The sequence below is a fragment of the Roseobacter ponti genome, from assembly GCF_012932215.1.
Lineage (GTDB): Bacteria > Pseudomonadota > Alphaproteobacteria > Rhodobacterales > Rhodobacteraceae > Roseobacter > Roseobacter ponti.
The window spans coordinates 1,484,591-1,508,978 of the sequence record NZ_CP048788.1 but is presented as its reverse complement, the minus strand read 5'-3'; the positions used below and the strand labels follow the sequence as shown (position 1 = coordinate 1,508,978).

27 protein-coding genes and 1 tRNA gene are annotated in these 24,388 nt (G+C 61.8%); 11 read left to right on the top strand and 17 right to left on the bottom strand.

Annotated features, from left to right (window positions below; genetic code table 11):
* The first annotated feature begins 18 nt into the window (after positions 1-18).
* From plsX to G3256_RS07270, 6 genes are all read left to right on the top strand, one after another.
* The gene (gene plsX, locus G3256_RS07295; protein ID WP_169640187.1) at positions 19-1,089 is read left to right on the top strand and encodes a phosphate acyltransferase PlsX; all 1,071 of its coding nucleotides are present in this window, start codon (positions 19-21) and stop codon (positions 1,087-1,089) included.
* Entirely contained in the window at positions 1,089-2,060 is a 972-nt protein-coding gene (locus tag G3256_RS07290) for a beta-ketoacyl-ACP synthase III (protein ID WP_169640186.1), read from the top strand. The genes plsX and G3256_RS07290 overlap by 1 nt, the downstream gene beginning before the upstream one ends.
* A 97-nt stretch (positions 2,061-2,157) precedes the next feature.
* Positions 2,158-2,460 carry an integration host factor subunit alpha gene (gene ihfA, locus G3256_RS07285; protein ID WP_169640185.1) on the top strand — a complete coding sequence of 101 codons (303 nt, stop codon included), beginning with the start codon at positions 2,158-2,160 and terminating at the stop codon, positions 2,458-2,460.
* A 4-nt stretch (positions 2,461-2,464) separates the two neighbouring features.
* Entirely contained in the window at positions 2,465-3,595 is a 1,131-nt protein-coding gene (locus G3256_RS19215) for a MerR family transcriptional regulator (protein WP_246227837.1), read from the top strand.
* A 57-nt stretch (positions 3,596-3,652) separates the two neighbouring features.
* Positions 3,653-3,729: transfer RNA gene (locus G3256_RS07275), tRNA-Pro, on the top strand.
* 67 nt (positions 3,730-3,796) lie between these two features.
* A complete protein-coding gene (locus G3256_RS07270) occupies positions 3,797-4,876 on the top strand; it encodes a 2'-deoxycytidine 5'-triphosphate deaminase (protein ID WP_169640184.1) in 1,080 nt (359 codons plus the stop codon).
* Positions 4,877-4,882: 6 nt separating this feature from the next.
* Here G3256_RS07270 and G3256_RS07265 read toward each other — a convergent pair whose 3' ends face one another.
* From G3256_RS07265 to G3256_RS07235, 7 genes are all read right to left on the bottom strand, one after another.
* The gene (locus G3256_RS07265) at positions 4,883-5,047 is read right to left on the bottom strand and encodes a hypothetical protein (protein WP_169640183.1); all 165 of its coding nucleotides are present in this window, start codon (positions 5,045-5,047) and stop codon (positions 4,883-4,885) included.
* Positions 5,048-5,110: 63 nt separating this feature from the next.
* Positions 5,111-5,719: an SMC-Scp complex subunit ScpB gene (gene scpB / locus G3256_RS07260; protein WP_169642365.1), complete on the bottom strand. Its 609-nt coding sequence runs from the start codon at positions 5,717-5,719 to the stop codon at positions 5,111-5,113.
* Between the two features lie 53 nt (positions 5,720-5,772).
* Positions 5,773-6,564, bottom strand: coding sequence for a segregation and condensation protein A (locus G3256_RS07255; RefSeq protein WP_169640182.1), 792 nt, complete (start codon positions 6,562-6,564; stop codon positions 5,773-5,775).
* Positions 6,565-6,579: 15 nt separating this feature from the next.
* Complete coding sequence (gene nagZ, locus G3256_RS07250; RefSeq protein ID WP_169640181.1) at positions 6,580-7,578, bottom strand: beta-N-acetylhexosaminidase; 999 nt, start codon at positions 7,576-7,578, stop codon at positions 6,580-6,582.
* Positions 7,575-8,540, bottom strand: a complete 966-nt coding sequence (locus tag G3256_RS07245) for an SPOR domain-containing protein (RefSeq protein ID WP_169640180.1) — start codon at positions 8,538-8,540, stop codon at positions 7,575-7,577. The genes nagZ and G3256_RS07245 overlap by 4 nt, the downstream gene beginning before the upstream one ends.
* Positions 8,541-8,617: 77 nt before the next feature.
* The gene (gene argS, locus G3256_RS07240; RefSeq protein ID WP_169640179.1) at positions 8,618-10,360 is read right to left on the bottom strand and encodes an arginine--tRNA ligase; all 1,743 of its coding nucleotides are present in this window, start codon (positions 10,358-10,360) and stop codon (positions 8,618-8,620) included.
* Between the two features lie 73 nt (positions 10,361-10,433).
* The gene (locus G3256_RS07235) at positions 10,434-11,576 is read right to left on the bottom strand and encodes a deoxyguanosinetriphosphate triphosphohydrolase (protein ID WP_169640178.1); all 1,143 of its coding nucleotides are present in this window, start codon (positions 11,574-11,576) and stop codon (positions 10,434-10,436) included.
* An 81-nt stretch (positions 11,577-11,657) separates the two neighbouring features.
* Here G3256_RS07235 and G3256_RS07230 point away from each other — a divergent pair, with 81 nt between their 5' ends.
* Positions 11,658-11,981, top strand: coding sequence for a HesB/IscA family protein (locus G3256_RS07230; RefSeq protein WP_169640177.1), 324 nt, complete (start codon positions 11,658-11,660; stop codon positions 11,979-11,981).
* 33 nt (positions 11,982-12,014) lie between these two features.
* Here G3256_RS07230 and G3256_RS07225 read toward each other — a convergent pair whose 3' ends face one another.
* Together G3256_RS07225 and G3256_RS07220 are read right to left on the bottom strand one after the other, a co-directional pair.
* Positions 12,015-13,067: a DUF6902 family protein gene (locus G3256_RS07225; protein ID WP_169640176.1), complete on the bottom strand. Its 1,053-nt coding sequence runs from the start codon at positions 13,065-13,067 to the stop codon at positions 12,015-12,017.
* Positions 13,068-13,160: 93 nt separating this feature from the next.
* The gene (locus G3256_RS07220) at positions 13,161-13,451 is read right to left on the bottom strand and encodes a DUF6749 family protein (protein ID WP_169640175.1); all 291 of its coding nucleotides are present in this window, start codon (positions 13,449-13,451) and stop codon (positions 13,161-13,163) included.
* Between the two features lie 349 nt (positions 13,452-13,800).
* On the opposite strand from G3256_RS07220, the gene xth reads away from it, so the two are divergent.
* The 3 genes from xth (at position 13,801) to G3256_RS07205 (ending at position 15,829) form a co-directional block, all read left to right on the top strand.
* A complete protein-coding gene (gene xth / locus G3256_RS07215; protein WP_169640174.1) occupies positions 13,801-14,583 on the top strand; it encodes an exodeoxyribonuclease III in 783 nt (260 codons plus the stop codon).
* 100 nt (positions 14,584-14,683) lie between these two features.
* Positions 14,684-15,139, top strand: coding sequence for a hypothetical protein (locus tag G3256_RS07210; RefSeq protein WP_169640173.1), 456 nt, complete (start codon positions 14,684-14,686; stop codon positions 15,137-15,139).
* Positions 15,140-15,352: 213 nt separating this feature from the next.
* Positions 15,353-15,829: a hypothetical protein gene (locus tag G3256_RS07205; protein WP_169640172.1), complete on the top strand. Its 477-nt coding sequence runs from the start codon at positions 15,353-15,355 to the stop codon at positions 15,827-15,829.
* Between the two features lie 92 nt (positions 15,830-15,921).
* Here G3256_RS07205 and G3256_RS07200 read toward each other — a convergent pair whose 3' ends face one another.
* The 5 genes from G3256_RS07200 to G3256_RS07180 form a co-directional block, all read right to left on the bottom strand.
* Entirely contained in the window at positions 15,922-16,506 is a 585-nt protein-coding gene (locus G3256_RS07200) for an HNH endonuclease (RefSeq protein ID WP_169640171.1), read from the bottom strand.
* 289 nt (positions 16,507-16,795) lie between these two features.
* The gene (locus tag G3256_RS07195) at positions 16,796-17,572 is read right to left on the bottom strand and encodes a potassium channel family protein (RefSeq protein ID WP_169640170.1); all 777 of its coding nucleotides are present in this window, start codon (positions 17,570-17,572) and stop codon (positions 16,796-16,798) included.
* A 102-nt stretch (positions 17,573-17,674) separates the two neighbouring features.
* A complete protein-coding gene (locus tag G3256_RS07190) occupies positions 17,675-18,340 on the bottom strand; it encodes an alpha/beta hydrolase (RefSeq protein ID WP_169640169.1) in 666 nt (221 codons plus the stop codon).
* Complete coding sequence (locus G3256_RS07185; protein WP_425501536.1) at positions 18,337-18,960, bottom strand: DNA-3-methyladenine glycosylase family protein; 624 nt, start codon at positions 18,958-18,960, stop codon at positions 18,337-18,339. Before G3256_RS07185 ends, G3256_RS07190 begins: the two co-directional genes overlap by 4 nt.
* Positions 18,957-19,706 carry a precorrin-6A/cobalt-precorrin-6A reductase gene (locus G3256_RS07180; protein WP_169640167.1) on the bottom strand — a complete coding sequence of 250 codons (750 nt, stop codon included), beginning with the start codon at positions 19,704-19,706 and terminating at the stop codon, positions 18,957-18,959. Before G3256_RS07180 ends, G3256_RS07185 begins: the two co-directional genes overlap by 4 nt.
* A 77-nt stretch (positions 19,707-19,783) precedes the next feature.
* On the opposite strand from G3256_RS07180, the gene G3256_RS07175 reads away from it, so the two are divergent.
* The gene (locus G3256_RS07175; RefSeq protein ID WP_169640166.1) at positions 19,784-20,995 is read left to right on the top strand and encodes an MFS transporter; all 1,212 of its coding nucleotides are present in this window, start codon (positions 19,784-19,786) and stop codon (positions 20,993-20,995) included.
* A gap of 59 nt (positions 20,996-21,054) precedes the next feature.
* On the opposite strand, the gene G3256_RS07170 is transcribed toward G3256_RS07175, so the two are convergent.
* From G3256_RS07170 to cimA, 3 genes are read right to left on the bottom strand one after another with little or no spacing between them, the layout of a single operon-like run.
* Positions 21,055-21,822 (bottom strand): squalene/phytoene synthase family protein, encoded by a 768-nt coding sequence (locus G3256_RS07170; RefSeq protein ID WP_169640165.1) that lies wholly within the window; start codon positions 21,820-21,822, stop codon positions 21,055-21,057.
* Positions 21,819-22,541: a class I SAM-dependent methyltransferase gene (locus G3256_RS07165; RefSeq protein WP_169640164.1), complete on the bottom strand. Its 723-nt coding sequence runs from the start codon at positions 22,539-22,541 to the stop codon at positions 21,819-21,821. Before G3256_RS07165 ends, G3256_RS07170 begins: the two co-directional genes overlap by 4 nt.
* Complete coding sequence (gene cimA / locus G3256_RS07160) at positions 22,538-24,160, bottom strand: citramalate synthase (RefSeq protein ID WP_169640163.1); 1,623 nt, start codon at positions 24,158-24,160, stop codon at positions 22,538-22,540. The genes G3256_RS07165 and cimA overlap by 4 nt, the downstream gene beginning before the upstream one ends.
* Positions 24,161-24,388: the final 228 nt, after the last annotated feature.

Sequence of the window (24,388 nt, the reverse complement as noted above, 5' to 3'; positions counted from 1 at the left end):
GTTAGGGGCGGTCGCAATATGACGGCGCAGACCGATCAGGCAGATGCGAAAGCCGCACGGATCACCATATCCGTAGATGCGATGGGCGGGGACAATGGCCCCGCCGCCGTTATTGCAGGCTGCAGCACCTCCGCCCAGAAGAACGACAATATCCGTTTCATCCTGCACGGACCGGCCGAAGAGCTCAAAGCTCTCGTGGCGCGAAAACGCGTGCTGGAAGGCCGCTGTGATATCCGGCACGCGCCCGATGTCGTGTCGATGAACGACAAACCCGGCCAGGTCGTACGCAACAGCAAGGGCACCTCCATGTGGTCGGCTATCGAGGCCGTGCGTGACGGAGAGGCCTCGGTCGCGATCTCCTGTGGCAACACCGGCGCGCTGATGGCGCTGTCGATGATCCGCCTGCGCAAGCTGCCGGGCGTCAACCGGCCGGCGATTGCCGTGCTTTACCCGTCGTCCAACCCTCAGGGCTTTAATGTCATGCTGGACGTGGGCGCGGATATCCGGGCGGATGCCGATGACCTGCTGCGCTTTGCCCTCATGGGCATGTCCTATGCGCGCAACGGGCTCGACCTGCCCCGACCCCGGGTTGGCCTGCTGAATGTCGGCACCGAAGAGCACAAGGGCCGCACCGAACTCAAAGAGGCCTATGAGCTGATTCGTGATCACCACGAGGAAGCCGGGTTTGAATTTGTCGGCTTTGTCGAAGGCGGCGATATTGCCGGCGATGTCTGTGATGTAATCGTCACCGACGGGTTTACCGGTAACGTCGCTATCAAAACGGGCGAAGGTACGGCCAGCCTGATCGGTGACCGTCTGCGTGAGGCCTTCCGCTATTCGCCGCTGTCGATGCTGGCCTCTCTGCTGGCCTATACCTCGCTGAACCGGCTGAAAAAGAAGATTGATCCGCGCCGGGTGAACGGCGGCGTCTTTCTGGGGCTGAACGGCACCGTGGTGAAATCGCATGGCTCTGCGGATGCAACCGGCGTGTCGGCAGCCATCAGGCTCGCAGCACAGCTCGCTGATATACAGTTCACCGACAAGCTGGCGGCCCGTGTCGCCGGCCTGCCGGGAGAGGAGACCCCCTGATGCCCCTGCGCGCCGTCGTCGCCGGTGTTGGCCACTACCTGCCCTCCCGCGTCGTACCCAATACCGAATTCGAGGAAAAACTCGACACGACAGATGAATGGATCCGCTCCCGTTCGGGCATCGAACGCCGGCACTTCGCAGCCGAGGGTGAGACCACATCAGATATGGCAGCCGCCGCCGCGACAGCCGCCATGGCCAGCGCCGGTGTCACCGCAGAAGACGTGGATGCGATCATTGTCGCCACGTCGACCGCTGATCTGACCTTCCCCTCAGCCGCCACGATGGTTCAGGCACGCCTGGGTATGACTTCAGGCTTTGCCTTTGACGTGCAGGCCGTCTGTGCGGGCTTTGTCTATGCGCTCAGCAATGCCAATGCGCTGATCCTGTCGGGCCAGGCGCGGCGCGTCCTCGTCATTGGCGCCGAAAGCTTCAGCCGGATCATGGACTGGACAGACCGTTCGACCTGTGTGCTCTTCGGGGATGGCGCGGGCGCGCTGCTGCTTGAAGGGCGAGACCTCACCGGCACCGCCGAAGACCGCGGCATCCTCTCAACAGATCTGCACTCGGACGGGCGCTATCAGGATCTGCTTTATGTCGATGGCGGCGTTTCCACCGGCACAACGGGACATCTGCGCATGCAGGGCAATCAGGTTTTCCGGCATGCCGTCGAAAAACTGGCGGCCACGGCCACCACCGCCATGGAGCGCGCGGGCATCGCCCCGGAGGATGTCGACTGGATCGTGCCGCATCAGGCCAACATCCGCATCATCCAGGGCACCGCCAGAAAGCTTGGCCTGCCGATGGAAAAGGTTGTCGTGACGGTGCAGGATCATGGCAATACCTCTGCCGCATCGATTCCCCTGGCGCTGTCTGTGGGCGTCGAACGCGGGCAGATCCGGCAGGGTGATATGATCGTGACAGAGGCAATCGGCGGCGGACTGGCCTGGGGAGCGGTCGTTCTGCGCTGGTAAGCGGGTTAATTTCGCTCAGGGCGTGCAGTCCAAGTCATTGATATTGACTCGGAAAAACCCTCTCCCCTATGGTTGCTTAAAACCGTGGGGGGATATGATGGCCGAAAAGACACTGACACGTATGGATCTGAGTGAAGCGGTCTTCCGCGAGGTTGGCCTGTCGCGCAACGAAAGCGCGCAGCTTGTAGAGACAGTGCTGGAACATCTGTCTGATGCGCTGGTGCGCGGCGAGCAGGTGAAAATCTCCTCTTTCGGCACCTTTTCCGTGCGTGACAAATCGGCCCGCGTCGGCCGCAATCCCAAGACGGGCGAAGAGGTTCCGATCAACCCGCGCCGTGTTCTGACCTTCCGGCCTTCGCATCTGATGAAGGACCGTGTGGCCGACGGAAACAAGTCCTGACCTGATGTCCAAGTCGCCGGACGCATTCCGCACGATCTCAGAAGTTGCTGACTGGCTGGGCGTTCAGGCGCATGTGCTGCGCTTCTGGGAAAGTAAGTTCACACAGGTCAAGCCGATCAAACGCGCGGGTGGCCGGCGGTACTACCGCCCCTCCGACATGCTGCTGCTTGGCGGGCTCAGGCAGCTGCTGCACGAAGACGGACTGACCATCAAAGGCGCGCAGAAGATGCTGCGGGAGAAAGGCGTGGCGCATGTCGCCGATATGTCCCGGCCTCTTGATGATCTGACCATGGCCGCACTCGACGAAGACACCGCAGCGGCCCCTGCATTTGCACCGGCACCACCGGCCGGAAACGAAGCACCCGCGCAGGACGCGGCACCCGGGCCGGAGGGAGCAGGTGATCAGGCCGCGGATCCAGGGCCGGAGCTTTTCGAAAGCGTCGCGCCCGATCCTGCGGAAAACGCACCCGAAGAAATTGCCGGAAACCCTCAGGATGCTGAGCCGGAAAAGACAGGCGAGCACGCCACCGGGGAAGTGAGTTTCTCGCACGCCCGCCACGAACCGGAACAGGATGACAGCGCGCCGGACGCATTGGACAGCGATGCTGATTTTTCCTCCGAGGGTGAGGGCGCGCCAGGAGAGCAGGAAGATCCAGCACCAGCCGAATCCGCCTCTGGCGAGATTGCATCCGCGGACGCCACCGCAGGTGAAACTGCTGATCTGCCTGATTTCCTGACGAAACCCCTGCAGGATGCGGGCGACGACGACAGCACCGCCCGGGGCGATGACGACCTGCCCGCAGAGACCACGCCGGACGAGGCGGAACCGGTTGAGCCTGAGGAAACTGCAGCAGGCGCGGAAGACACCACCGGAGACAGCTCTGACGAGAATACCGGCCCCTTCTCTGTATCACCACCCGAGGCGGCCATAGAACCCGTGCGCCCTGCCACGGTCGATGTACCGTCGGTGCCGCATGAGGATGAGATTGAAGTGGCGCCCTCCGCCCTCACCGCCCTTGCACGTATCACCCGGATCGACAGCGATACCGCTGACCGTATCCGGCCGCTTTTAAAACAGCTTGCAGCACTCAGGGCCGATCTGTCAGGCCCGGGCAAAGATGCCGGCAAAGACTGATCCGGTGGCATTTGGGTCTTGCCATCGGGCTCTGATCGGGTATGAAGCGGCTCATGTCGGGCTATGGCGCAGCCTGGTAGCGCGTCCGTCTGGGGGACGGAAGGTCGCAGGTTCGAGTCCTGCTAGCCCGACCACTACCGACATGCATAAAGTGCCCGCGCAGCAGTTGCGCGGGCCTTTGTCTTTTCAGGAGCCGGCGGCATGAATGGCGTTCTACCAAATCAGATGATCGCAAAGATGATCGACGAAAACCAGATTGCCACCAGCCGCCCTGTCACCGACGCCCAGATACAGCCGGCAAGCCTGGATCTGCGCCTGGGTCGTACGGCGTGGCGGGTTCGCGCGTCTTTCCTGACCGGTGCCGGCGCGCGCGTGTCCGATCGCCTGGAAGAATTCGAGATGCACAAAGTGGATCTGACCGAAGGCGCTGTGCTCGAAAAGGGCTGTGTCTATGTGGTGCCGCTGATTGAATCGCTGGCCCTGCCCGACGACATCCAGGCGGTCGCCAACGCCAAAAGCTCCACCGGCCGGCTTGACCTGCTGACGCGGGTAATCACCGACGGCGGCACCGAATTTGACCGCATTGCACCGGGCTATCACGGACCGCTCTATGCCGAGATCTGCCCGCGCTCTTTTTCGGTTCTGGTGCGGCCGGGCATGCGGCTGAACCAGATCCGCTTCCGGCGCGGCGAGGCCGTTCTCGACGACACGGCCCTGCGCGCGCTGCATGCGCAAACACCGCTGGTCGACCGGGACCCGGTGATCGACGCGGGACTTGGGTTTTCCGTCGATCTGCGCCTGCCGGACACCACGCTGGTAGGGTACCGTGCAAAGCCGCACACCGGCGTGATTGACCTCGATCGCATTGATCACTACCGCGCGACGGAATACTGGGAAGACGTGCACAGCGATGACGGCAAGATCATCCTGGATCCTGGCGCGTTCTATATACTGGTGAGCCGGGAGGCTGTGACCATCCCGCCCGGCTATGCAGCTGAAATGGCGCCATATCTCGCGATGGTCGGCGAGTTTCGTGTGCACTACGCGGGCTTTTTCGATCCCGGCTTCGGCCATGCGGCATCGGGAGGTGCGGGATCACGTGGCGTTCTGGAAGTGCGCTGTCACGAAGCGCCCTTTGTGCTGGAGCACGGTCAGGTCGTGGGACGTCTGGTCTATGAAGCCATGACCGAAGAGCCCACGCAACTCTATGGCGCGGGGATCGCGTCCAACTATCAGGGCCAGGGCCTCAAACTTTCCAAGCACTTCAAAGCGCCGGAATAACGCCGGCTACATCCGCGTGGCGCGCCCGGCCATACGCGCCGACCGCCGTATGTGTTTCGTGCCGTTGCGTGCGCGCTGACCACCGCCGGCTTTGCTCACCGCTGCGCTGATACCCCGGCTTGTCAGCCTGCGTATTACCATCCGCAGGATCATATTCAATACCCGTTCCATTGCCTGTCCTCTTTTTGCTCTGAGAGAGAGGTAGCGCGGGAATGTGGCGATTTTCAGGAGATATCAGTCCTCAAAGAGCTCGCTCTGGCCTTCGGTGGATTCCTCTTCTCCCTCATCCGGATCACCGGCAACAGGCAGACTGCCTGGCGGGGGACGGTTCTCCAGCAGACCAGCGGCGCGAAGCTCTTTGAGCCCCGGCAGATCGCGCGCATTCTCAAGGCCAAAGTGATCAAGAAACCCTTCGGTGACCACAAAAGTCACCGGCCGCCCCGGCGTCATCTTGCGGCGGCCAAAGCGGATCCATTCCATCTCCAGCAGCTGATCCACGGTGCCACGGCTGACGGAAACGCCGCGAATTTCTTCGATCTCGGCGCGGGTGACAGGCTGGTGATAGGCGATGATCGCAAGCGTTTCCACGGCCGCGCGGCTGAGCTTGCGGGTCTCGACTGTTTCGCGCTGCATCAGAAACCCAAGATCTGGTGCGGTGCGCATCGCCCAGGCATCGCCGATTTTACACAGGTTCACGCCGCGCCCCTCATAGCGTTTGCGCAGATGCACAATGGCCTCTGCCGGGTCCGAGCCGTGCGGCATGCGCGCGGTCAGCTCGCGCAGGGAAACAGGCTCTGCAGCGCCAAAGAGGATCGCCTCAACCATGCGCTCCTGCTCTCCCATCGGCGGGGCCTCAAAGAGGCTCTGCTCTGTGTCGCTGATGTCAGGTTCTGTGCTCAAGAGGGCCGGTCCTTTTTGCGCAGCTGCAGCGGCGCGAATGTGTCGCTCTGGCGGATCTCCAGATACCCTTCCTTAACAAGCTCCAGCGAGGCCGCAAAGGTCGAAGCGGTCGCCGAGCGCCGGCGCACAGGGTCGGTTTCCCACCCTTCGGGCAGATAGCTGGAAATATCCGTCCAGTCCCCTGCAAAGCCCATCAGCCCGCGCATCCGGTCCAGTGCCTGCTCCATCGTGAACACCGCATCGCGATCCATGACAAAAGGGCGGAATTCGTCGCGCGTGCGGATCCGGGCATAGCCCTGCATCAGATCAAGCAGCGTGGCGGTGTATTCAATCCTGCGGGTCCGGGTGACCTCATGGGTCTGCCCGCGGGCAAAAAAGTCGCGCCCCAGCCGGTCACGCCCCATCAGACGGGCCGCGGCATCGCGCATAGCCTGAAGCCGCTCAAGCTGAAACGCCAGATGAGCGGCCAGTTCCTCGCCGCTGGGGCCGTCCTCCTCAGGATCGGGCGGCAGCAGCAACCGGGATTTGAGAAAGGCCAGCCAGGCGGCCATCACCAGATAATCCGCTGCAAGCTCCAGCCGCAGCGCTTTGGCTTTTTCGACAAAGGCCAGATACTGCTTTGCAAGTGCGAGAACCGAAATCTTTCGCAGATCGACTTTTTGGGTGCGGCTGAGTGTCAGGAGCAGATCGAGCGGGCCTTCAAACCCGTCCACATCGACAATCAGCGCTTCGGCCGCCATGCGGTCCGCAACCGAAACCGCGTCTTCCTCAAAAGGGATTTCAGCCATGCCTCATATCGACTTTCACGCCCTGCTCAACAGCGTCTCAAGCTGAGCAGTTGCGCGGGGAATGTCAATATCGTCGGGCGCCATCCGGCCGTTGAGCGCCCGCAAGGCGCGGGTCTGTGCGCCGAAACTCATCTCGCCCGCGGCTTCTGCCACTTCGCGGCGGTCGGCGAGCGTGCCGTTACAGTGCAGGATGACATCACAGCCCGCCGCCAGCGCCTGGCGCGCGAGATCAGCAAGGCTGCCCTCAAGCGCCTTCATCGCGAGATCATCGGTCATGATGAGGTTTTCAAACCCGATGTCCTCACGGATCACTTTCATCACCTTTTCCGACAGAGTGGCGGGTTTGTCATCAATGGCGTCATAGACCAGATGCGCGGTCATCCCCATGGGCAGATCCTTGAGGGCCCGGAACGGTGCGAAATCCACCGCATCAAGCTCCTCTAGCGAGGCCGCGACCCGTGGCAGATCGTAGTGGCTGTCCATGGTCGCGCGCCCGTGTCCGGGAATGTGTTTGAGCACCGGAATCACACCACCGGCGATCATCCCCTCAGCGGCCGCCCGTCCCAGTTTTGCGACTGTGTCCGGATCGGTGCCATAGCAACGGTTGTGCAGAAAGTCATGCGTGCCCGGGCCTGCCACGTCAACCATGGGCGCACAGTTGCTGTCGATCCCCAACGCGTGCAGTTCCGCCGCAATCAGCCGGTAGCGCAGGTACATCGCCTCTGCGGCTTTCTCGCCGGCGGCGGTGACGAAATCGAGCGGCGGGGTCCATTCTGTCCAGACCGGGGCGCGCAGACGCTGTACCCGTCCGCCTTCCTGATCAATGGTAACCGGTGCATCGCGCCCCACACAGGCGCGCATCTCAGCGCAAAGCGCGCGCACCTGATCGGGGCTGTCGATGTTGCGGGCGAAAAGAATGAATCCGTAAGGATTCACATCGCGGAAAAACGCTTTTTCCTCCGCAGAAAGGCTCAGCCCGTCCGCGTCAAGGATCGTCGCTCCGAACCGGTTCATTTACTCGCGACGGGGATACAGTCCACACCCTCAGCTTTAAAGGCGGCGCAGAAACGTCTGGAATCATTCAGATCCCTGAAACCCATCGCCCGCAGGCGGTAGAAGGTACGCCCCCCCGACTGCGCTTCCTGAACGACACGGGATTTACCTTCGAGATAGTCGCCAAAGCTGGTTGCCAACCGGTCCCATTCACCGCGCGCGATCACAGCACTGTCAAAAGCGCCAAGCTGCACAAGCCTTGTGCCACCGGGGATTTTCGAAGGATCAATCTCCGCGGTCACAGGTGCGGTGGTAAAGGATGCGTTCTGCACCATGGCGGGCGCTGTGGCCGGCCGCAGACGCGGGCGCGCGGAAATCTTAAGGCCAGGCCCGTCTGCCAGAACCTCTTCAGGCTGCGGCAGAGCTTCAGCTGCGGCAAGCAATACAGCAGCATTCGTATCTGCCGGCACTTTGGCAGCAGGCGTTTTCTTTGCAGGTGCCGGCACATCGGCGGTCGCTGCGGGCGGTGCCGGTTCAACCGGCGCGGACGGCGGATCAAAGGCTTCTGCTGCAGGGCGCAGCGCTTCAGGAGCGATCACGGGAGCCGCAGCCGGAACCGGCTGATCTTCCTGCGCGAGCCCGCCTGTGCGCGGCGCCAGCGCCACCTGATCGACCGGGCCGGAGGCAAAACCTTCGGCGGCAACCGAGTTGACCGCGAGCCCCTGATGACGGGCCAGCTGTCCGCCGGGTTCTTCGGGACGCACCCGCATCTCGCCCTGAACCGCGCGCACGACCGGAATGCCGCTGACATCACGCACCATCAGTTTGTAGCCCCAGACCCCGATCCCCGCGATCAGCGCCAGTGACAGGGCGGCCCCTGCCAGATTGGTCATTGTTGTCAAAGAGGTGCCGGATAACTCCGGCTCAGCCTCGGGTGTACGCCCGTAGGCCCCCATATTATGGGAGAACTGAATATCCGCCATCACTGCCTCACTGCCCCCGGGATACATTGCCCCTGAGGTCTGTCTGCGTTTGCTGCTCGGACGCGGGCGGCGGTTTGTTACCGCATTTCCTGCGCCGGTGTGACGCCAAGAATACCAAGACCGGCTGCAATTACAACGCTGACGGCCCGTGCAAGCGCAATTTTCGACTGTGTGACATTCGGGTCGTCCTGCACAAAGCGCAGCGAGGTCTCGTCATTGCCCCGGTTCCAGAGAGCGTGAAAGCTGCCTGCGAGATCATAGAGATAGAAGGCGATCCGGTGCGGCTCGTTGCTGCGCGCGGCCGTCTCGACCATGCGTGGCCATTCCGCAAGCTTGCCGGCCATCGCCAGTTCCGCCTCGTGACTGAGCAGGCTCAGGTCCGCAGCAGCCAGCGTCGCATCGCTGACATCGACGCCGGCCTCACCCGCTTTGCGCATCACCGAAGCCACGCGCGCGTGCGCATACTGCACGTAAAACACAGGGTTTTCACGGCTTTGCTCCAGCACCCTGTCGAAATCGAAATCCAGCATCGCGTCGTTCTTACGGGTCAGCATGACAAAGCGCGTCACGTCCGGGCCGACCTGATCGACCACGTCGCGCAGGGTCACAAAGGTCCCTGCCCGTTTGGACATCTTAAAAGGCTCACCGTTCTTGAAGAGCTTCACCAGCTGCGTCAGTTTGATATCAAGCGACACTTTCCCGTCGGACAGCGCCGAAACCGCCGCCTTCATCCGTTTGACATACCCACCGTGATCCGCACCGAAAACGTCGATCAGCGCGTCGAACCCGCGCGAAACCTTATCGTAGTGATAAGCGATATCCGGCGCAAAATAGGTCCAGCTGCCGTCGGATTTCATCACCGGACGGTCCACATCGTCCCCGTGCTCAGTAGATTTGAACAGCGTCTGCTCGCGCGGCTCCCAGTCTTCGGGCTTTTTGCCCTTGGGCGGCTCAAGCACGCCTTCATATATCAGCCCCTTGCCGCGCAGATCGTCAATCGCCGCCTCGATCCGGCCGGTGCCATAGAGCGATTTTTCCGAGTAAAAGACATCCATCTCCACGCCGAGCGCTTTGAGGTCAGCGCGGATCAGGTCCATCATCGCGTCGGTGGCAAAATTGCGCACGTCTTCGAGCCAGACCTCTTCTGGCTGGTCCACGAAGGCATCACCTTTGAGTTCTTTGAGCTTTTCCCCCACCTCAATCAGGTAATCCCCGGGATAGGTCCCCTCGGGCCAGTCGACGGAGAGATCATGCGCCTCAAGATAGCGGTTATAGACCGAGCGGGCGAGAACATCGACCTGCGCACCACCGTCGTTGATGTAATACTCACGTGTCACGTCAAAGCCCGCGAAATCCAGCAGCGAGGCCAGCGCGTCGCCGAAAACCGCCCCACGGGTATGACCCACGTGCAGCGGACCGGTCGGGTTGGCCGACACATACTCGACATTCACCCGGGTCCCCTGCCCGAGGCTGCCGCGTCCGAAATCCGGACCGGTTTCCAGCACTGTCTTCACCACTGACTGCCAGACCGACGGTGCCAGGCGCAGATTGAGAAACCCGGGGCCCGCAACATCGGCCGATGTGATCCGGTCATCGGCCAACAGCTTTTCCGCCAGCGCCCCGGCGATATCGCGCGGCTTCATACCGGCCGGTTTTGCCAGCACCATGGCCGCATTTGTCGCCATATCACCATGGGCTGCATCGCGCGGAGGCTCTACCGTCACGTTGTCCATCGCCAGACCGTCCGGCAGCGCGCCCTCAGCCTGCAGAGCAGTCAGCGTTTCGATCACCAGATCGCGGATATCAGCAAAGAGGTTCATTTCCGGTTCCTTTGGCACAAACGGCACGAGGTTGCGCGCGGTGTATCACGCCGCAGGCCCGGGTCAACCACGCTCAGCCAAGGCCGATCAGCCGTTCATGCTCCTGCAGGGCAAAGCGGTCGGTCATGCCCGAGATATAATCCGACACGATCCGCGCGAGCGCAGTCCCGGTGTCCGCCTCTTCCACATCTCTGCGCCACTGCTTTGGCAACTGGTCAGGGTGCGCCATAAAGAGGGGAAAGAGCCCGTTAACCACATCGGTCACCTCGGCGCGCATTTCCACAACGCTGGGCGCGCGGTACATGCGTTCAAAAAGGAAAGCGCGGATGATCTTCAGATCTGAAAACATCCCGTCCGAAAAACGGATCACCGGACGGCCTGCGGCCCGCACATCATGCACTGACTGCGGTCCGATCTCCGCAAGTCGTTCCTGCGCAAAACGGATCACGTCCTCAACGAGCACACCAAAAAACCGCCGGAGCGCCTCGTGACGGCGCCGGTAGTAATTGAGCCCCGGATAGAGATCGTCTACCCGGCCGAAACACCGGTCCAGAACGGGCAGCTCAGCCAATTCGTCAGTTGAGAACAGCTCCGCACGCAACCCGTCATGCAGATCGTGGTGGTTATAGGCGACGTCATCGGCAATCGCAGCGACCTGGGCTTCGGCGCTGGCATGGGTGTGCAGTTCCAGATCGATCTCGGCATTGCAGGCGGCCAGCGCCCAGGGGATCTCGCCAGTGACGGGCCCGTTGTGCTTGGCAAGCCCCTCCAGCGTTTCCCACGTCAGGTTGAGCCCGTCAAAATCGGCATAATGACGCTCCAGATGGGTCACGATGCGGATCGCCTGAGCATTGTGATCGAACCCGCCGTAGGGCGCCATCAGAGCGGCAAGCGCATCCTCACCCGTGTGCCCGAAAGGCGTGTGGCCCAGATCATGCGCGAGGGCAACGGCCTCGGTCAGTTCAGCGTTGAGCCCCAGCGCGCCTGAGATCGTGCGCGCCACCTGCGCCACTTCGATCGAATGGGTCAGCCGCGTGCGGTAATAATCACCCTCATGCTCGATAAAAACCTGGGTTTTATGCTTGAGCCGGCGAAAGGCGCTGGCGTGAATAATTCTGTCCCGATCGCGCTGAAAACACGAACGGAAGGTGCTTTCCTCTTCCGCGAACCGCCGTCCCCTGGCAGTCGCAGGATCAGAAGCAAAGAGCGCTGTCATACCGCCGGTCCTTGTGGCCTGTCCTGTGACTTTCTATATTGTACGTGAGTGTTGAATGAAACCGTTACACGGAGCCCGCAGATGCAGCTGCCCCCCAAAGTGACCTCCCGCGCGTTTGAGCGGCTCGCCGAGATCGGTGCCGCGACCGAAGGCAAGGCTCTGCGGGTCGCGGTCGAAGGCGGCGGCTGTTCCGGATTTCAGTATGAGATTGTGCTCGATGAACCAAAGGATGACGATCTGATTCTCGAAGGCGCGGGTCAGAAGGTGGTCGTCGATGCAGTGTCGCTGCCGTTTCTGACGGATGCGGTGATCGATTTTACCGAAGAACTCATCGGGGCACGGTTCGTTATCGAAAACCCCAATGCCACCAGCTCGTGCGGCTGTGGTACATCATTTTCGATGTAGGATGAACATCGCCGTGCAGAGTGCTGATTCAGATCAGTTTCCGGCGCGCGCAAATCCATGAAAGAATTCATCAAAGGCATCTGATGATGCTGCGGCCCCTTCCAGAATACGATGCTCATCCTCGGGCAGGACGGATTGCAGAAGTCCACGCATCTGGCCCCAGTCACTGCTGCGCGCATCCCCGAGACGGAACATATATTCTGATATGCTGCGCAATGGTCCGCGCGCGGCAGCGACCCGGCAGATGCTGAGCCCGCGACGGTCGGGGATGCCGGGAAACGGGGCGGCACCGGTCTGCGACGCCCACCAGCCGGTGACGAGGTATTCGTGATACGCGTCCTGTCCGCCGTCCGGGCTGTCAGGCAGCAGAACAAATCCCGCGCTTTCGCTGGAAAGCCAGTCTTCCCAGATCCTGCCGGGCGTACCCCCGGCGAACCGGATTGCGATGCAGACCTCCGCCAGCAGATCCACGTCCTGATCAAGCCAGGCGAGCAGCCCCGCAAACTCAAGACTGATCATCGCCTCGGGCGCAAGATCGGGAACGACCCGACCGTAATCAGAAAGGTAAAAGACGATGTGCGTGAGCTCGTAGGCTGCTTTTTTATTCGGTAAAGCAAATGTTTGCGGTGTGTTTATGAAGTCATGCAGGCGCCCGTTCAGTTGCGGATCACTGCCCGCCTGCCCGCGCCGGGCCAGTAAATGCCGGGCTTCTGCGCGCTGCAGATCGGAAAGCTCTGCGGCTGCATAATCGCTGTCGGCGACGCGCTGGCAAAGGCGCGCCCCGGTGTCGCCTGTCATCCCGAGGTCTTCCAGATCAAGGCCGATGGACAGCAGAAACCGGTAGTACTGCGGGAAAAACTGCAGCCTCTCTTCGAGAGTGTCGTAAAACGTGGCATAAACCTCAAGCGCATCCGGCAGTAATCCGGCTCCGGAGTTGCGCAGTATGTTCAGAAGTTCGGCATTTTCTTTGAGCCAGTAAACATCACCACTATCCCGGCGGTTGAGGGCAAAGTTTTCAAGCAGCAGCGCCTGTCGGACGGCAAGCCCGGGCCGTTTCGGCAGACCGATAGGTACAACTTTGTTCATCTGCGGATCCCCCCGGGGTGTATTTCACGTGTCGTAAGGTGCATCCCGGCGCTCCCCCGGCCATCATAGCTGCGAGAGCGCCGGTCTGACTGCTCAGGCCGGTGTCATCGATGTGGTGAAGAGCCCTGTTGCCTCACCTGACAGAACATCGCCGCCGCTGACCATGGACGTGGTGTAGAGCCCGGTCTGCCCGCCGGTCATGGTGTCGCCCGCGGGCCCCATGGAGGTGGTGAAGAGTTCCGTGCCCGCACCGCTGAGCATATTTGTGCCCCGGGGTGCCATTGATGTGGTGAAAAGTGCAGTGGCTTCGCCGCCGTGCATATCGGCGCTTGGTGCGGAGGTTGCTGTGGCGAGATCAAGGCGGAGTGCTGTGTTGGTGGTCATTTCGTATCCCTTTGGTGTGAGTTTCAGATCGCCCGTTAACGTTTGCCCGCAATGCGGGAAACTCAAAGATAATTTCTCGTTAACGCTCTGTTAATACACCGTTATCCACAGGTCCTGGGTGGTCGCAATCTCACCGGGCTGGCGGGGTTTTCGCCCGGATCCTGCACTGAAAATAATTTATCCACAGGTGGATAACCCTGTTGATATTAACCATTCCTGATCCTTCGCGAATAATGGTTAACGAGAATCACAGCCCGCGCACCGGGTCGGGCGGGCAGTCTCCGGCGGAAGCTGTTGCGCGCTCTGCCTGCATCGGCGATACCCGGTGATGAAAAACGGGGGATCGGTGGTGAAAATAGCAACCTTCAATATTAACGGGATCAAAGCCCGCATCGACGCCCTGCCCGCGTGGCTTGACGAGGCGAAACCCGATGTGGCGCTGTTGCAGGAGATCAAATCCGTCGATGAGAACTTCCCCCGCGAGATATTCGAAGAACGCGGTTATAACGTCGAAACACACGGGCAAAAGAGCTTTAACGGGGTCGCGATCCTGTCAAAGCTGCCACTGGAAGATGTAACGCGCGGCCTGCCCGGCGACCCCGACGACGATCAGGCCCGTTATATCGAAGCGACCGTGGTGGGAGATCATGACGCGATCCGCCTCTGCGGCCTCTATCTGCCCAACGGCAACCCGGCACCCGGGCCTAAATACGACTACAAGCTGGCGTGGATGGCTCGGCTCGAAGACCGCGCACGTGCGCTGCTGGCCGAAGAGATCCCTTTTGTGATGGCCGGGGATTACAACATCATTCCCCAGGCAGAAGACGCCGCGACACCGGAAAGCTGGCGCGAGGATGCGCTGTTCCGGCCTGAGAGCAGGACTGCTTTCCGCCGGCTGCTTAATCTCGGCCTTACCGAAGCCTTTCGCGCACGCACCCAGGGTCCGGGACACTACAGCTTCTGGGATTACCAGGCCGGCGCCTGGAACCGGAACAACGGCATTCGCATCGATCACCTGCTGCTCAGCCCGCAGGCCGCAGACATGCTGAGAGACTGCCAGATCGACAAAGAGACCCGCGGCCGCGACAAACCCTCTGATCACGTGCCGGTCTGGATTGATCTTGCTGCCTGAGGGCCCGGTCTCGCGCCCCACGGCGCCCGTGGCATGGCGCTGAATCGTCATACCACAGCCACATTGCTCCGTCAGACCCGTGCCGGAACGGAGTACCGGTATGATCAAGACTGAAGATTTCCACTTTCAGGCGAATGCAGGCACAGCAGGCTTTCTGATTGGCGTGATTGCAATGATGATCATGGTCATTCACCTCTGGGCAGGCCCGTTTGCGCCGCAGCAGAGTGCGGGCGTGGCAATCGGAGAGCTCGCAGCAGAGATCCGCCTTTCTGCAACGAAAGCTCTGCGGGGGATCGGGAACCCGCCGCCTGAAGTGCCGGAACGCGATATCGACCAGTTGCTTATTGCGGGAGCCACTATTCTGGCCGGGCTGGCGGTCGTCCTCGGTCTGATCGGCCTGATCCGGCGCGAGCCCGGGCGCCCGGCCCTTTTTGCGGTCGGACTTGGCGTAAGTGCCATCCTGTTCCAGCTCTTTGTCTTTACCATTCTCCTCTTTGCCGGGGTATTTCTGATCATCGGGGTCCTCCAGAATATGGACGGCATTTTAGGCGGATAGACACGAGGCAGCGTCGTGGCTGCCAGATCCGGTTTTATACAGCACGAGGTCATCATTTTCTGCGCGGTGTCGGACCGGGTGGCAGGCATCTCGTCTGCGCACGCCCTGCGCGGAAAGCCGCCTGGCCGGGCGGCGCTGCGGAACAACCGTCATTTCCCGGCAGTTCAACTCCCGAACGCCCCGCATCAGGGGCGATTTTGAAGGAGTAAGATGATGACACGTTTCACGATGACCGCCGCCGCACTTCTGATGGCAACCTCAATGGCCGCCCGGGCCGATGTACAGTCTATTGAGGTCGAAGCGGACCTGACAGCACTTGAGAACATCGAAGCGGCTCAGGTCTGGACATCGATCAGCGACGATCTGGAAACCGAGATTGCAGAACGGCTCGTCTCGAAGATCGGAGAAAATGGTGCAAGCATTGAAGTGCAGATCAATTCTGTTGAGCTCGCCAACAGCTTTACCCAGGCGATCGGCGTCGCAGACAGCAAACTGATCGGTGATGTGGAAATCGACGCGCCGGGGCTGTTCAACAAAATCGACTATACCCTGACCGTCAGCGCCGAACAGGCTGTGGCCTATTATCCCGACGGCACGCAGACTGCTGATCTGACCATGGGCAGTGAAGTGTACTATCAGGCAATGCTGGATGCCTTTGCGGATAACGTCGTTGCCAAATTCGACGAGTAAGTACCGGTTCTGACATCCCGGAAACACGAAAAGGCAGAGCACCCGCTCTGCCTTTTTTTATGTTCATCGCATTTCTGCCCGGCGGAAAGCCGTCACGCCTGCAGCTCAGCATCCCAGTAGAGGAAATCCATCCAGCTGTCATGCAGATAGCCCGGGGGAAATTTACGACCCATATTCCGCAGCTCTTCAGCGCCCGGCTGCCGTGGCGGCCGACGCAGCGCCATGCCCGTGCGGTGCAGCGGTTTGGAGCCTTTTTTCAGGTTACAGGGGCTGCAGGCGGCGACCACGTTCTGCCAGCTGGTCACGCCGCCGGATGCGCGCGGCACCACATGGTCAAACGTAAGTTCTCCGCGCGCGCCGCAGTACTGGCAGCGGAATTCGTCGCGCAGAAATAAATTAAAGCGCGTGAAGGCCACGCGCTTTTGAGGTTTCACGTAGTCTTTGAGAACGACCACCGAGGGGATTCTGATCTCGGTACTTGGAGAGCGGACGATGTCTTCGTACTCGGCGACAATATCTACCCGGTCAAGCCAGGCCGCTTTGACAGCCTCCTGCCACGGCCAGAGCGACAGCGGATAATAACTCAGCGGACGGTAATCCGCATTCAGCACAAGCGCGGGGCGGTGTCTGAGTGCGGCGGGGTTCCGCGTAAAATCTGTTCTGAAATCGCCATCCATAACTATACGCAACCCTTCCGTTCCGCGTCCGGTCCGGCGGGCCAGCCCCGCCGATAAGCTGACTATATATCGTGGTCTCAAGCTGGCAAGCCCCTGAGTGACCACAAGATGTCGCACATTTGTCAGGATGCCCGGATGACAGGCATATGACAGTTATCCACAGGCGCAGTTTTCAGGTTCTTCTTTCTCGTCTGCGGGTCATTTCGGGCGACGGAACGGACCCCGGTGGCTGCTGCCCGTCAGTGGCCCCGCCCTGTCCGCAGACCTGAGGTCATGCCCGCTGCTGCGCTCAGGTCTGGCCGGAAGTCTCGATGTGAACAACCTCGCCGCAATGCTTGCAGTGCACGGCATCCGGGTCGTGCTTCAGCAGTCCGCAGGTCTGGCATTTCATGTTTACCTTGACCGGCTGAATGATCGCGCGCGCCAGCTGGACAAACAATGCCACCCCGACCAGCATGATCAGAACAGACATCAGCTTGCCACCGGTCGTCTGCGGGGTGATGTCGCCGTATCCGGTTGTTGTGAGCGTGGTCACCGTGAAATAGAGCGCATCAATGTAGCCGTCCAGCCCGGCCGCCTTATCGGCAAAAATAGCATGCACGACGGACGTGGTGAAAAACACAAAAACAAAGAGGTTTACCACAGCAATGACCGTATCCTCATGCCGCCGGAATAGCACGCTGGCGCGCCGCAGATCCCGGAGCAGGTGGTAGGAATGAATGATCCGCAGCCCGCGCAAAATCCGCAGAAAGGCGATATTCTGATGGATAAACGGCGTAATCAGCAGCGACACGATCACCACCGCATCGGCCAGTGTGTAGATTTTGCACAGCATCGCCCGACGGTCCGGCGCAATCCACAGCCGGGCAGCAAAATCCATCGCGATCAGTATCCCGATCAGCAGACCTGTCACTTCCATTGCGCGCGTCTGCTCCATCGGCGCGGTGACCAGAAAAGCCATGATGGTGATCAGGTCAAAAGCGATCAGTGCATAACGAAAGCGTTCGGCGCGGCGCGTTGAGCCGGTATAAAGCTCATCGACTGTTGTTCTGAGTGTGCCCGGCATAGCTTCCGACCGATATTGATGCGCTTGTTTCGCAGATTAACAACAGCCAGTTTCACGCTGATTGTCAAACCCCGCGGATGGCCTCAGAGCCTGTGCAGCCGGTCAGAGGCTGAGTTTATCACGCATGAATGCGAGCGCCACAGACAGGCCGTCAGGCGCGATCCCGTGGCCGGTGCCTTTCATGATATGTGCGAAGACATCCTGCCAGCCAGCCTCCTGCAGCGCCTCTGCTGCCTCGGGCAGGGACTGCGGCGGCACAACATCATCCATGTCGCCATGCACCAGCAGCACAGGCGGACGGACAACCACATCATCGGCCAGGGTCTCCGGGCTCAGCAAACGTCCCGAGAAAGCAACGATGCCTGCGATTTCATCTTCACGCCGCGGCGCGACATGCAGGGCCATCATCGTGCCCTGCGAAAAGCCGAAAAGCACCACCTGCTCAGGCAGCACATCTTCATCCACCATCAGCGCATCGAGAAAGGCATTGAGATCATCCACCGCCTGAGCCATCCCGCGCATGCTCTCCTCTTCGGAGGAGTTATCGATCCAGGGGATCGGAAACCACTGAAACCCCATCGGCGCGCCGGCACAGGCTTCCGGCGCATCGGGCGCCACGAAAAGCGTGTCCGGCAGGTGTTCGCCCAGCGGGTCGGCAAGCCCCAGCAGATCGGCGCCGTTGGCCCCGTATCCGTGCAGGAAAACCACAACCGAGCGTGTGTCGCCCGAAACCGGCGCGCGGCGCTCTGCATTCAGTACACGTGTCATGTGATCCCGTCCCTTTGTTTTGCGTGCCTGTAGTACGAAAAGAGCAGACGCGCTGCAACCGACCGCCAGGGCGACCAGTCCGCAGCCATGGCGCGCAGGTCGCGTTCGGCCGGACGCTCAGGCAGGTCAAACAACACCCGGGCCGCTTCCTGCAGCGCCAGATCGCCGGCGGCGAAGACATCCCTGCGCCCCAGGCTGAACATCGCATAGATTTCAGCCGTCCAGACACCGATGCCCGGCACTGCGGTCAGCGTTTTCACAATCTCTGCGTCAGGGGCCTCACGCAGCACGTCATAATCAATAGCGGCATGGGCCAGCGCGTGGGTATAGCGGGCTTTCTGACGGCTCAGACCAAGGCCGCGCAGATCCTCTTCTGTCACGGCCAGTACCGCCTCCTCACTGATCATCCCTGCCTCATTCAGCCGCTCCTGAATGGCGCGGGCCGAGGCGACGCTCACCTGCTGGCTGACGATGGCGCTGAGCAGTTGCGCAAAACCGTCCGGCCGGCGGCGCAGCGGCAGCGGGCCGGTCACGTCCAGCGCCGCAGCAAACCGGGGGTCACGGCGGGCAAGCCACGCAGCCCCCTCGGCCACATCCGCATCCGTCTCAATCAATCTCATGTCGGGCATGCCGCCTGCCAGGCCAGAGCCTCTGCCACGGTGCTGGCCAGTGTCACGTCCGGAGGCGGATCCGGACGGTTGATCATCAGGACGGGCAGACCCAGCGCGCGCGCCGCTGCCAGTTTGGAAAAGCTGGCCGGCCCGCCCACATCCCGGCAGATAAGCCCGGTGATTGCCAGTTCTGTGAAAAGATCGCGCTCCTGCGCTTCGGAAAACGGCGGCTGTCCCGCGACGATGGTGACGAAAGGCCATGGCGGTGTCGCCTCAGCCTGTCCGGTCTGGCGCAGAAAAAGCCGCTGCCCGGGAAAATCTGCGTAATGGCGCAGACTGCCGAACCCTGTGTTGCTGAAGATCCGCGCGTCCTGCGGCACGGTGCGAACGGCCTCAGAGATCGTGGCAAACCGGCTCCAGCGGTCGGCGGCGGTGTGCATCCAGCCGTCGCGCAGAATACGCAGATAAGGCATACCGTCGGCGCGGCAGATCTCCGCGGCCATGTTGCTGATATCATCATCAAAGGAATGGCTGGCATCAAGAACCCGGCGAACATCCTGCGCGCCCATCCAGGCCCGCATCTCATCTTCACCGGAAAACCGGCCCTGCCGCACAGACACCGGCAATGGTGGCACCCCGCGTTCGGGTTCCGGCAGACTTGCGATCACCGTTTCACCGCTTTCAGCGAGCCCGGCCACGACCCCGTGCGCCTCGCGCGCGCCTGCCAGAACAAGGGTCGTGCCACCGTGCTTCATGGGCCGCACTGTGAGCCTCAAATGCAGCACAGACAAGGGGCTTGCGACGCCGCGGTGCGCAGCATAGTCAGGGGCTTATGGAAATCGCTCAGGACAGCCGTGCAAAGCGCAATGTCGTGGTACTGGTGCTTGCTCAGGCGATCCTGGGGGCTCAGATGCCGATGCTTTTCGTGGTTGGCGGCCTCGCAGGCCAGTCGCTGGCATCCAACATCTGTTTTGCCACCCTGCCGATCACGCTGATCGTTCTGGGCTCGATGCTGGCCGCCAATCCGGTCTCGGCCATCATGCAGCGGTTCGGGCGGCGGGCCGGGTTTTTCGTGGGCGCTGCTGGGGGCGCAATCGGTGGTGCCGTGGGCGCCTGGGGGCTGTATACCGCGTCCTTTCCCCTGCTGCTCGCAGGAAGCCTGATCACCGGCATTTATTTCTCGGCACACGGGTTTTACCGCTTTGCGGCGGCGGATATGGCCTCGGACACCTACCGCCCCCGCGCGATTTCCTACGTAATGGCCGGTGGCCTCGCCTCTGCGATTATCGGCCCGCAGATCGTCAAACTGACGGCGGATGCCTGGGTGATCCCCTTTACCGGGACCTATATCGCTGTAATCGCGCTGAACATCGCGGGCTCGGCTCTGTTCCTGTTTCTGGACATCCCAAAGCCTGCCCCGCCTGAGAAGGATGCTCCGCGCGGGCGCAGCCGCCTCGAACTGTTGCGCACGCCGCGCATCGCGGTGGCCGTCATCTGCGCCACCGTCACCTATGCGCTGATGAATCTGGTGATGACATCGACACCGCTCGCGGTGGTCGGCTGCGGTTATGACAAGGCCCATGCGGCCGATATTGTCAGCGCCCACGTTCTGGCGATGTATGTGCCCTCGTTCTTTACCGGCCATCTGATTGCACGGTTCGGCACCCAGCGGATCATGGCGACGGGTCTGGTGATCCTGGCGGGTGCGGGTCTTGTGGCCCTCTCCGGTGTTGCGCTGGAGAATTTCTTTGTTGCGCTCATTCTGCTCGGGCTCGGCTGGAATTTCGGGTTCATCGGAGCCACGACGATGCTCGCCGGCGAGCACACCCCGGAAGAGCGCGGGCGCATGCAGGGGATAAACGACTTTATCGTATTTGGCGGTGTCACGCTTGCGTCCCTGTCCTCGGGCGGGCTGATGAACTGCTCCGGCGGGACACCCGAAGAAGGCTGGGCTGCGGTCAATCTGGCGATGATACCGTTTCTGGCTCTGGCCGGCTCGGCTCTGATCTGGCTCATGTTCCGCCCCGGGCGCCGGACGGTTTAGGGGCGCGCTCCTTCCGTCGTGACTGCTGGCCTCCCCCGGCGCTGGGTAACCGGTGAATTTCAGGACCACTGCCAGAGGCGAAAACTGCGTTTCAGCGGGCTGAGAGCCAGCGTTCCCTCGGCCACCCGAACCGGATCGCGCGCGGCCTGTGTGAGGATATCCCGCGCGGCAAAAGCTTCGGTCATCGCAGGTCGTGCAGCGCGGGGCAGACCGCCGGGGCGTCTGCTGCCAGCCAGCGCTTCTGTGGCCAGCGCGGCGATTGCCTCCGGGCGGCCATCCACCATCGGGATCCGGCCAGCGGCCTCAAGCGCGGGCACCGCGCGGAGAAAACGGGCGAGGCCTGCTGCACGGCCGGGACGCCGCACCCGCGCCTGCGCTGCAGCATCGCCAGCGATGTCAGGGCAAAGCGCGCGGGCCGCAACCCACATCAGCCCGGCTGCGGTGCGATCGAGATATTCCGCCATCTGGGCTGCATCTTCAAACGCGTCTTTCCCGATGTCCCAGCGGCGCGCCGCCACCAGCTGATCGAGGATCCCTGCCCCCTGCGCATCAAGTATTCTGCTCAGCGGGGTGACAACCTCGTGCCGGCGCACAGGACCGCCACCGGCAATTTCTTCCAGCGCATCGCGCCACCACTGCAGCCGCATCTCAGCGATCATCGGCTCAGCCGTCACCCAGGGCGCCCGCGAGACCTCGACGTTAAAGGCATAAAGCGCGAACAGCGCGGGCCGGGCAGCCGGCGGGCTGACCATCGTTGCGGCAAACCTTTCCGGATCAGCTTTTTCAACAAGCGCCGCACAGGCCGTGAGATCGGCGTCGAAAGTCACCTTTTGCGGACAGCGCAGAGAAGATAGCCGAAAACGTCCCGGTGCGCACGCCATGCTGCAGCCTCGGCTATGGCCTCTTCAAGAACGCCGCTCAGCGCCTCGCCGGCTCCGGGGCGCAACTCTGCGATGCGCGGATCAAGCGGCGTGTAATAGGCTTCCCATGCGTGATCCGGCACCCGGCGTGTGGCGAGAACCTGATACCCGGCGGCCTCTGCCTGTTCGCGGATGCCCGCTTCATCCGTCATCTGCGGGTATTCCGCCCAGGCGTCACGAGCCGCCTGTGGCCGGTCGTCAGTGAACCAGCAGGGCTCGGAGAAAACCACCGCCCCGCCGGGTGCCAGCGCATCACGCCAGAGGGTCAATCCTGGCGTGATACCCAGAAAATAAAGGGCCCCGGCGCACCAGATCAGATCAAAGGGCCCGGTGATCTCTGCCATATCGCCCTGCCCTGCTGTCACCTGCGGATTGCCGGCAAAACGCCGCGCGGCGACTTCGGCAAAATCAGGTGTTTTGTCCATCGCCGTCACACGACCTTCCGGTGCGGCAGCAAGCAGTGACGCGATGTCAGCGCCCGGTCCGCAGGCCGCATCGCAAATGCGCGCATCCGGTTTCAGGCGCACCACATCTCCTGCCCAGGCGACATCTTCCGGACACCCCGGTCCCTCCCGCGGCAGATCCCGGTGCAGCTCAAAAAACGCCTGCCAGTATGGATGGCTCACGCGACAGGCCCCCGGTCGCGCAGGATTTTCCAGCGGATCGCATCAAGCAGCGCCTCAAAGGAGGCATCGACGATGTTGGCCGAAACGCCCACAGTGGACCAGCGGTGGCCCTGCCCGTCTTCGCTGTCGATAATGACGCGGGTCACGGCCTCGGTGCCGCCCTGGGTGATCCGCACCTTGAAATCCACCAGCCGCATGTCGTCGATGATCGACTGATAAGGCCCCAGATCCTTGGCCAGCGCTTTGGCAAGCGCGTTAACAGGGCCCCGGTCGCTGCCGGTTTCATCCATGGATTCCGAGACCGAAAGCTTCTTTTCACCATCCACTTTGACCACGACAACAGCCTCCGAGAGGCTGATCATCTTATCATATTTGTTTTTGCGTCGCTCCACCGTGACCCGGTAGCGTTTCACTTCGAAAAACTCCGGCATCCGGCCAAGCGCGCTGCGCGCCAGCAGCTCAAAGCTCGCCTGTGCCGTGTCATAGGAATAGCCTTCGGCCTCACGCGCCTTGATCGTGTCGAGGATCAGCCCGAGCGCGGGGTCGCCTTTCTCCACCTTCAGGCCGGCCGCTTCGAGGCGACGGCGCAGGTTTGACTGCCCGGCCTGGTTGGACATCGGAATAATCCGTGCATTGCCGACCTCTGCCGGGTCAATATGCTCATATGTCGTGGGGTCTTTGACGATCGCGGACGCATGCAGCCCCGCCTTATGGGCAAAGGCCGAGGCGCCGACAAAAGCAGACTGCGCGCGCGGCACCCGGTTGAGAATCTCATCAAGCATCCGCGACGTGCGCGTCAGGGTCTTCAGGGCCTCTTCACTGACGCCTGTCTCAAAGCGACTGGCGTAGGGTTCCTTGAGCAGCAGCACCGGGATCAGTGCCGTGAGGTTGGCATTGCCGCAGCGCTCGCCCAGACCGTTGAGCGTGCCCTGGATCTGTCGCGCGCCGGCATCAACCGCAGCCAGCGTGCAGGCCACCGCGTTTTCGGTATCGTTGTGGGTATGTATGCCGAGCCGGTCGCCGGGGATGCCCGCCGCGATCACCTCTGCCGTGATCCGGCCCACCTCACCGGGCAGCGTGCCGCCGTTGGTGTCGCAGAGCACGATCCAGCGCGCGCCGGCATCATATGCCGCCCGCAGCGCTTCGTGTGCGTATTCCGGATTGGCTTTCCAGCCGTCAAAAAAGTGCTCCGCATCAAAAATCGCCTCGCGTTTGCGTGAGGTGATATGGGCAATAGATTTCGAAATATTGTCCGTGTTATCAGAGAGTTCGATACCCAGCGCTGTGCGCACGTGGAAATCATGGGTCTTGCCCACGAGACAAACGGCGGTCGTGCCCGCATTCATCACGGCGGCCAGCACGTCGTCGTTGTCGGCGGAGACGCCGGTGCGTTTGGTCATGCCAAAGGCCGTCATCCGCGCACGTGTCTCAGGTGCTGCGTCAAAGAACGCGCTGTCGGTCGGGTTGGCACCCGGCCAGCCGCCCTCGATGTAATCCACACCAAGCGCATCCAGCGCGCAGGCGATGGTGCGCTTTTCCTCGGTGGAAAACTGCACGCCCTGGGTCTGCTGCCCGTCGCGCAGAGTGGTGTCATAAAGGTAAAGCCGTTCACGGGTCATGTCGGGGCTCCGGCGGGAAAACGGGCGTATGATCTGCGTATGACAGGCGTATGACATCCGTGCACCGGGACTGTGCATCGGCAGCCGCGCTGCATGTGCAGGGCTCCCTCGGGATTTGCAGCGGCACGCAATGCAGGCCGGTTGGTGCTCAGGCCGCCACCGCCCGCCCCGTGGCCGGACAACCGCCGCCGCGAGGTGCGCGCCGGTGAAGGATGAAGGGGCGTCCCC

Bases quoted from the DNA above. Each gene is read 5' to 3' on its own strand.
- plsX (WP_169640187.1), top strand. From the start codon at position 19: ATGACGGCGCAGACCGATCAGGCAGATGCGAAAGCCGCACGGATCACC.
- G3256_RS07290 (WP_169640186.1), top strand. From the start codon at position 1,089: ATGCCCCTGCGCGCCGTCGTCGCCGGTGTTGGCCACTACCTGCCCTCC.
- ihfA (WP_169640185.1), top strand. From the start codon at position 2,158: ATGGCCGAAAAGACACTGACACGTATGGATCTGAGTGAAGCGGTCTTC.
- G3256_RS19215 (WP_246227837.1), top strand. From the start codon at position 2,465: ATGTCCAAGTCGCCGGACGCATTCCGCACGATCTCAGAAGTTGCTGAC.
- G3256_RS07270 (WP_169640184.1), top strand. From the start codon at position 3,797: ATGAATGGCGTTCTACCAAATCAGATGATCGCAAAGATGATCGACGAA.
- G3256_RS07265 (WP_169640183.1), bottom strand. From the start codon at position 5,047: ATGGAACGGGTATTGAATATGATCCTGCGGATGGTAATACGCAGGCTG.
- scpB (WP_169642365.1), bottom strand. From the start codon at position 5,719: ATGGGAGAGCAGGAGCGCATGGTTGAGGCGATCCTCTTTGGCGCTGCA.
- G3256_RS07255 (WP_169640182.1), bottom strand. From the start codon at position 6,564: ATGGCTGAAATCCCTTTTGAGGAAGACGCGGTTTCGGTTGCGGACCGC.
- nagZ (WP_169640181.1), bottom strand. From the start codon at position 7,578: ATGAACCGGTTCGGAGCGACGATCCTTGACGCGGACGGGCTGAGCCTT.
- G3256_RS07245 (WP_169640180.1), bottom strand. From the start codon at position 8,540: ATGGCGGATATTCAGTTCTCCCATAATATGGGGGCCTACGGGCGTACA.
- argS (WP_169640179.1), bottom strand. From the start codon at position 10,360: ATGAACCTCTTTGCTGATATCCGCGATCTGGTGATCGAAACGCTGACT.
- G3256_RS07235 (WP_169640178.1), bottom strand. From the start codon at position 11,576: ATGACAGCGCTCTTTGCTTCTGATCCTGCGACTGCCAGGGGACGGCGG.
- G3256_RS07230 (WP_169640177.1), top strand. From the start codon at position 11,658: ATGCAGCTGCCCCCCAAAGTGACCTCCCGCGCGTTTGAGCGGCTCGCC.
- G3256_RS07225 (WP_169640176.1), bottom strand. From the start codon at position 13,067: ATGAACAAAGTTGTACCTATCGGTCTGCCGAAACGGCCCGGGCTTGCC.
- G3256_RS07220 (WP_169640175.1), bottom strand. From the start codon at position 13,451: ATGACCACCAACACAGCACTCCGCCTTGATCTCGCCACAGCAACCTCC.
- G3256_RS07210 (WP_169640173.1), top strand. From the start codon at position 14,684: ATGATCAAGACTGAAGATTTCCACTTTCAGGCGAATGCAGGCACAGCA.
- G3256_RS07205 (WP_169640172.1), top strand. From the start codon at position 15,353: ATGACACGTTTCACGATGACCGCCGCCGCACTTCTGATGGCAACCTCA.
- G3256_RS07200 (WP_169640171.1), bottom strand. From the start codon at position 16,506: ATGGATGGCGATTTCAGAACAGATTTTACGCGGAACCCCGCCGCACTC.
- G3256_RS07195 (WP_169640170.1), bottom strand. From the start codon at position 17,572: ATGCCGGGCACACTCAGAACAACAGTCGATGAGCTTTATACCGGCTCA.
- G3256_RS07190 (WP_169640169.1), bottom strand. From the start codon at position 18,340: ATGACACGTGTACTGAATGCAGAGCGCCGCGCGCCGGTTTCGGGCGAC.
- G3256_RS07185 (WP_425501536.1), bottom strand. From the start codon at position 18,960: ATGAGATTGATTGAGACGGATGCGGATGTGGCCGAGGGGGCTGCGTGG.
- G3256_RS07180 (WP_169640167.1), bottom strand. From the start codon at position 19,706: ATGAAGCACGGTGGCACGACCCTTGTTCTGGCAGGCGCGCGCGAGGCG.
- G3256_RS07175 (WP_169640166.1), top strand. From the start codon at position 19,784: ATGGAAATCGCTCAGGACAGCCGTGCAAAGCGCAATGTCGTGGTACTG.
- cimA (WP_169640163.1), bottom strand. From the start codon at position 24,160: ATGACCCGTGAACGGCTTTACCTTTATGACACCACTCTGCGCGACGGG.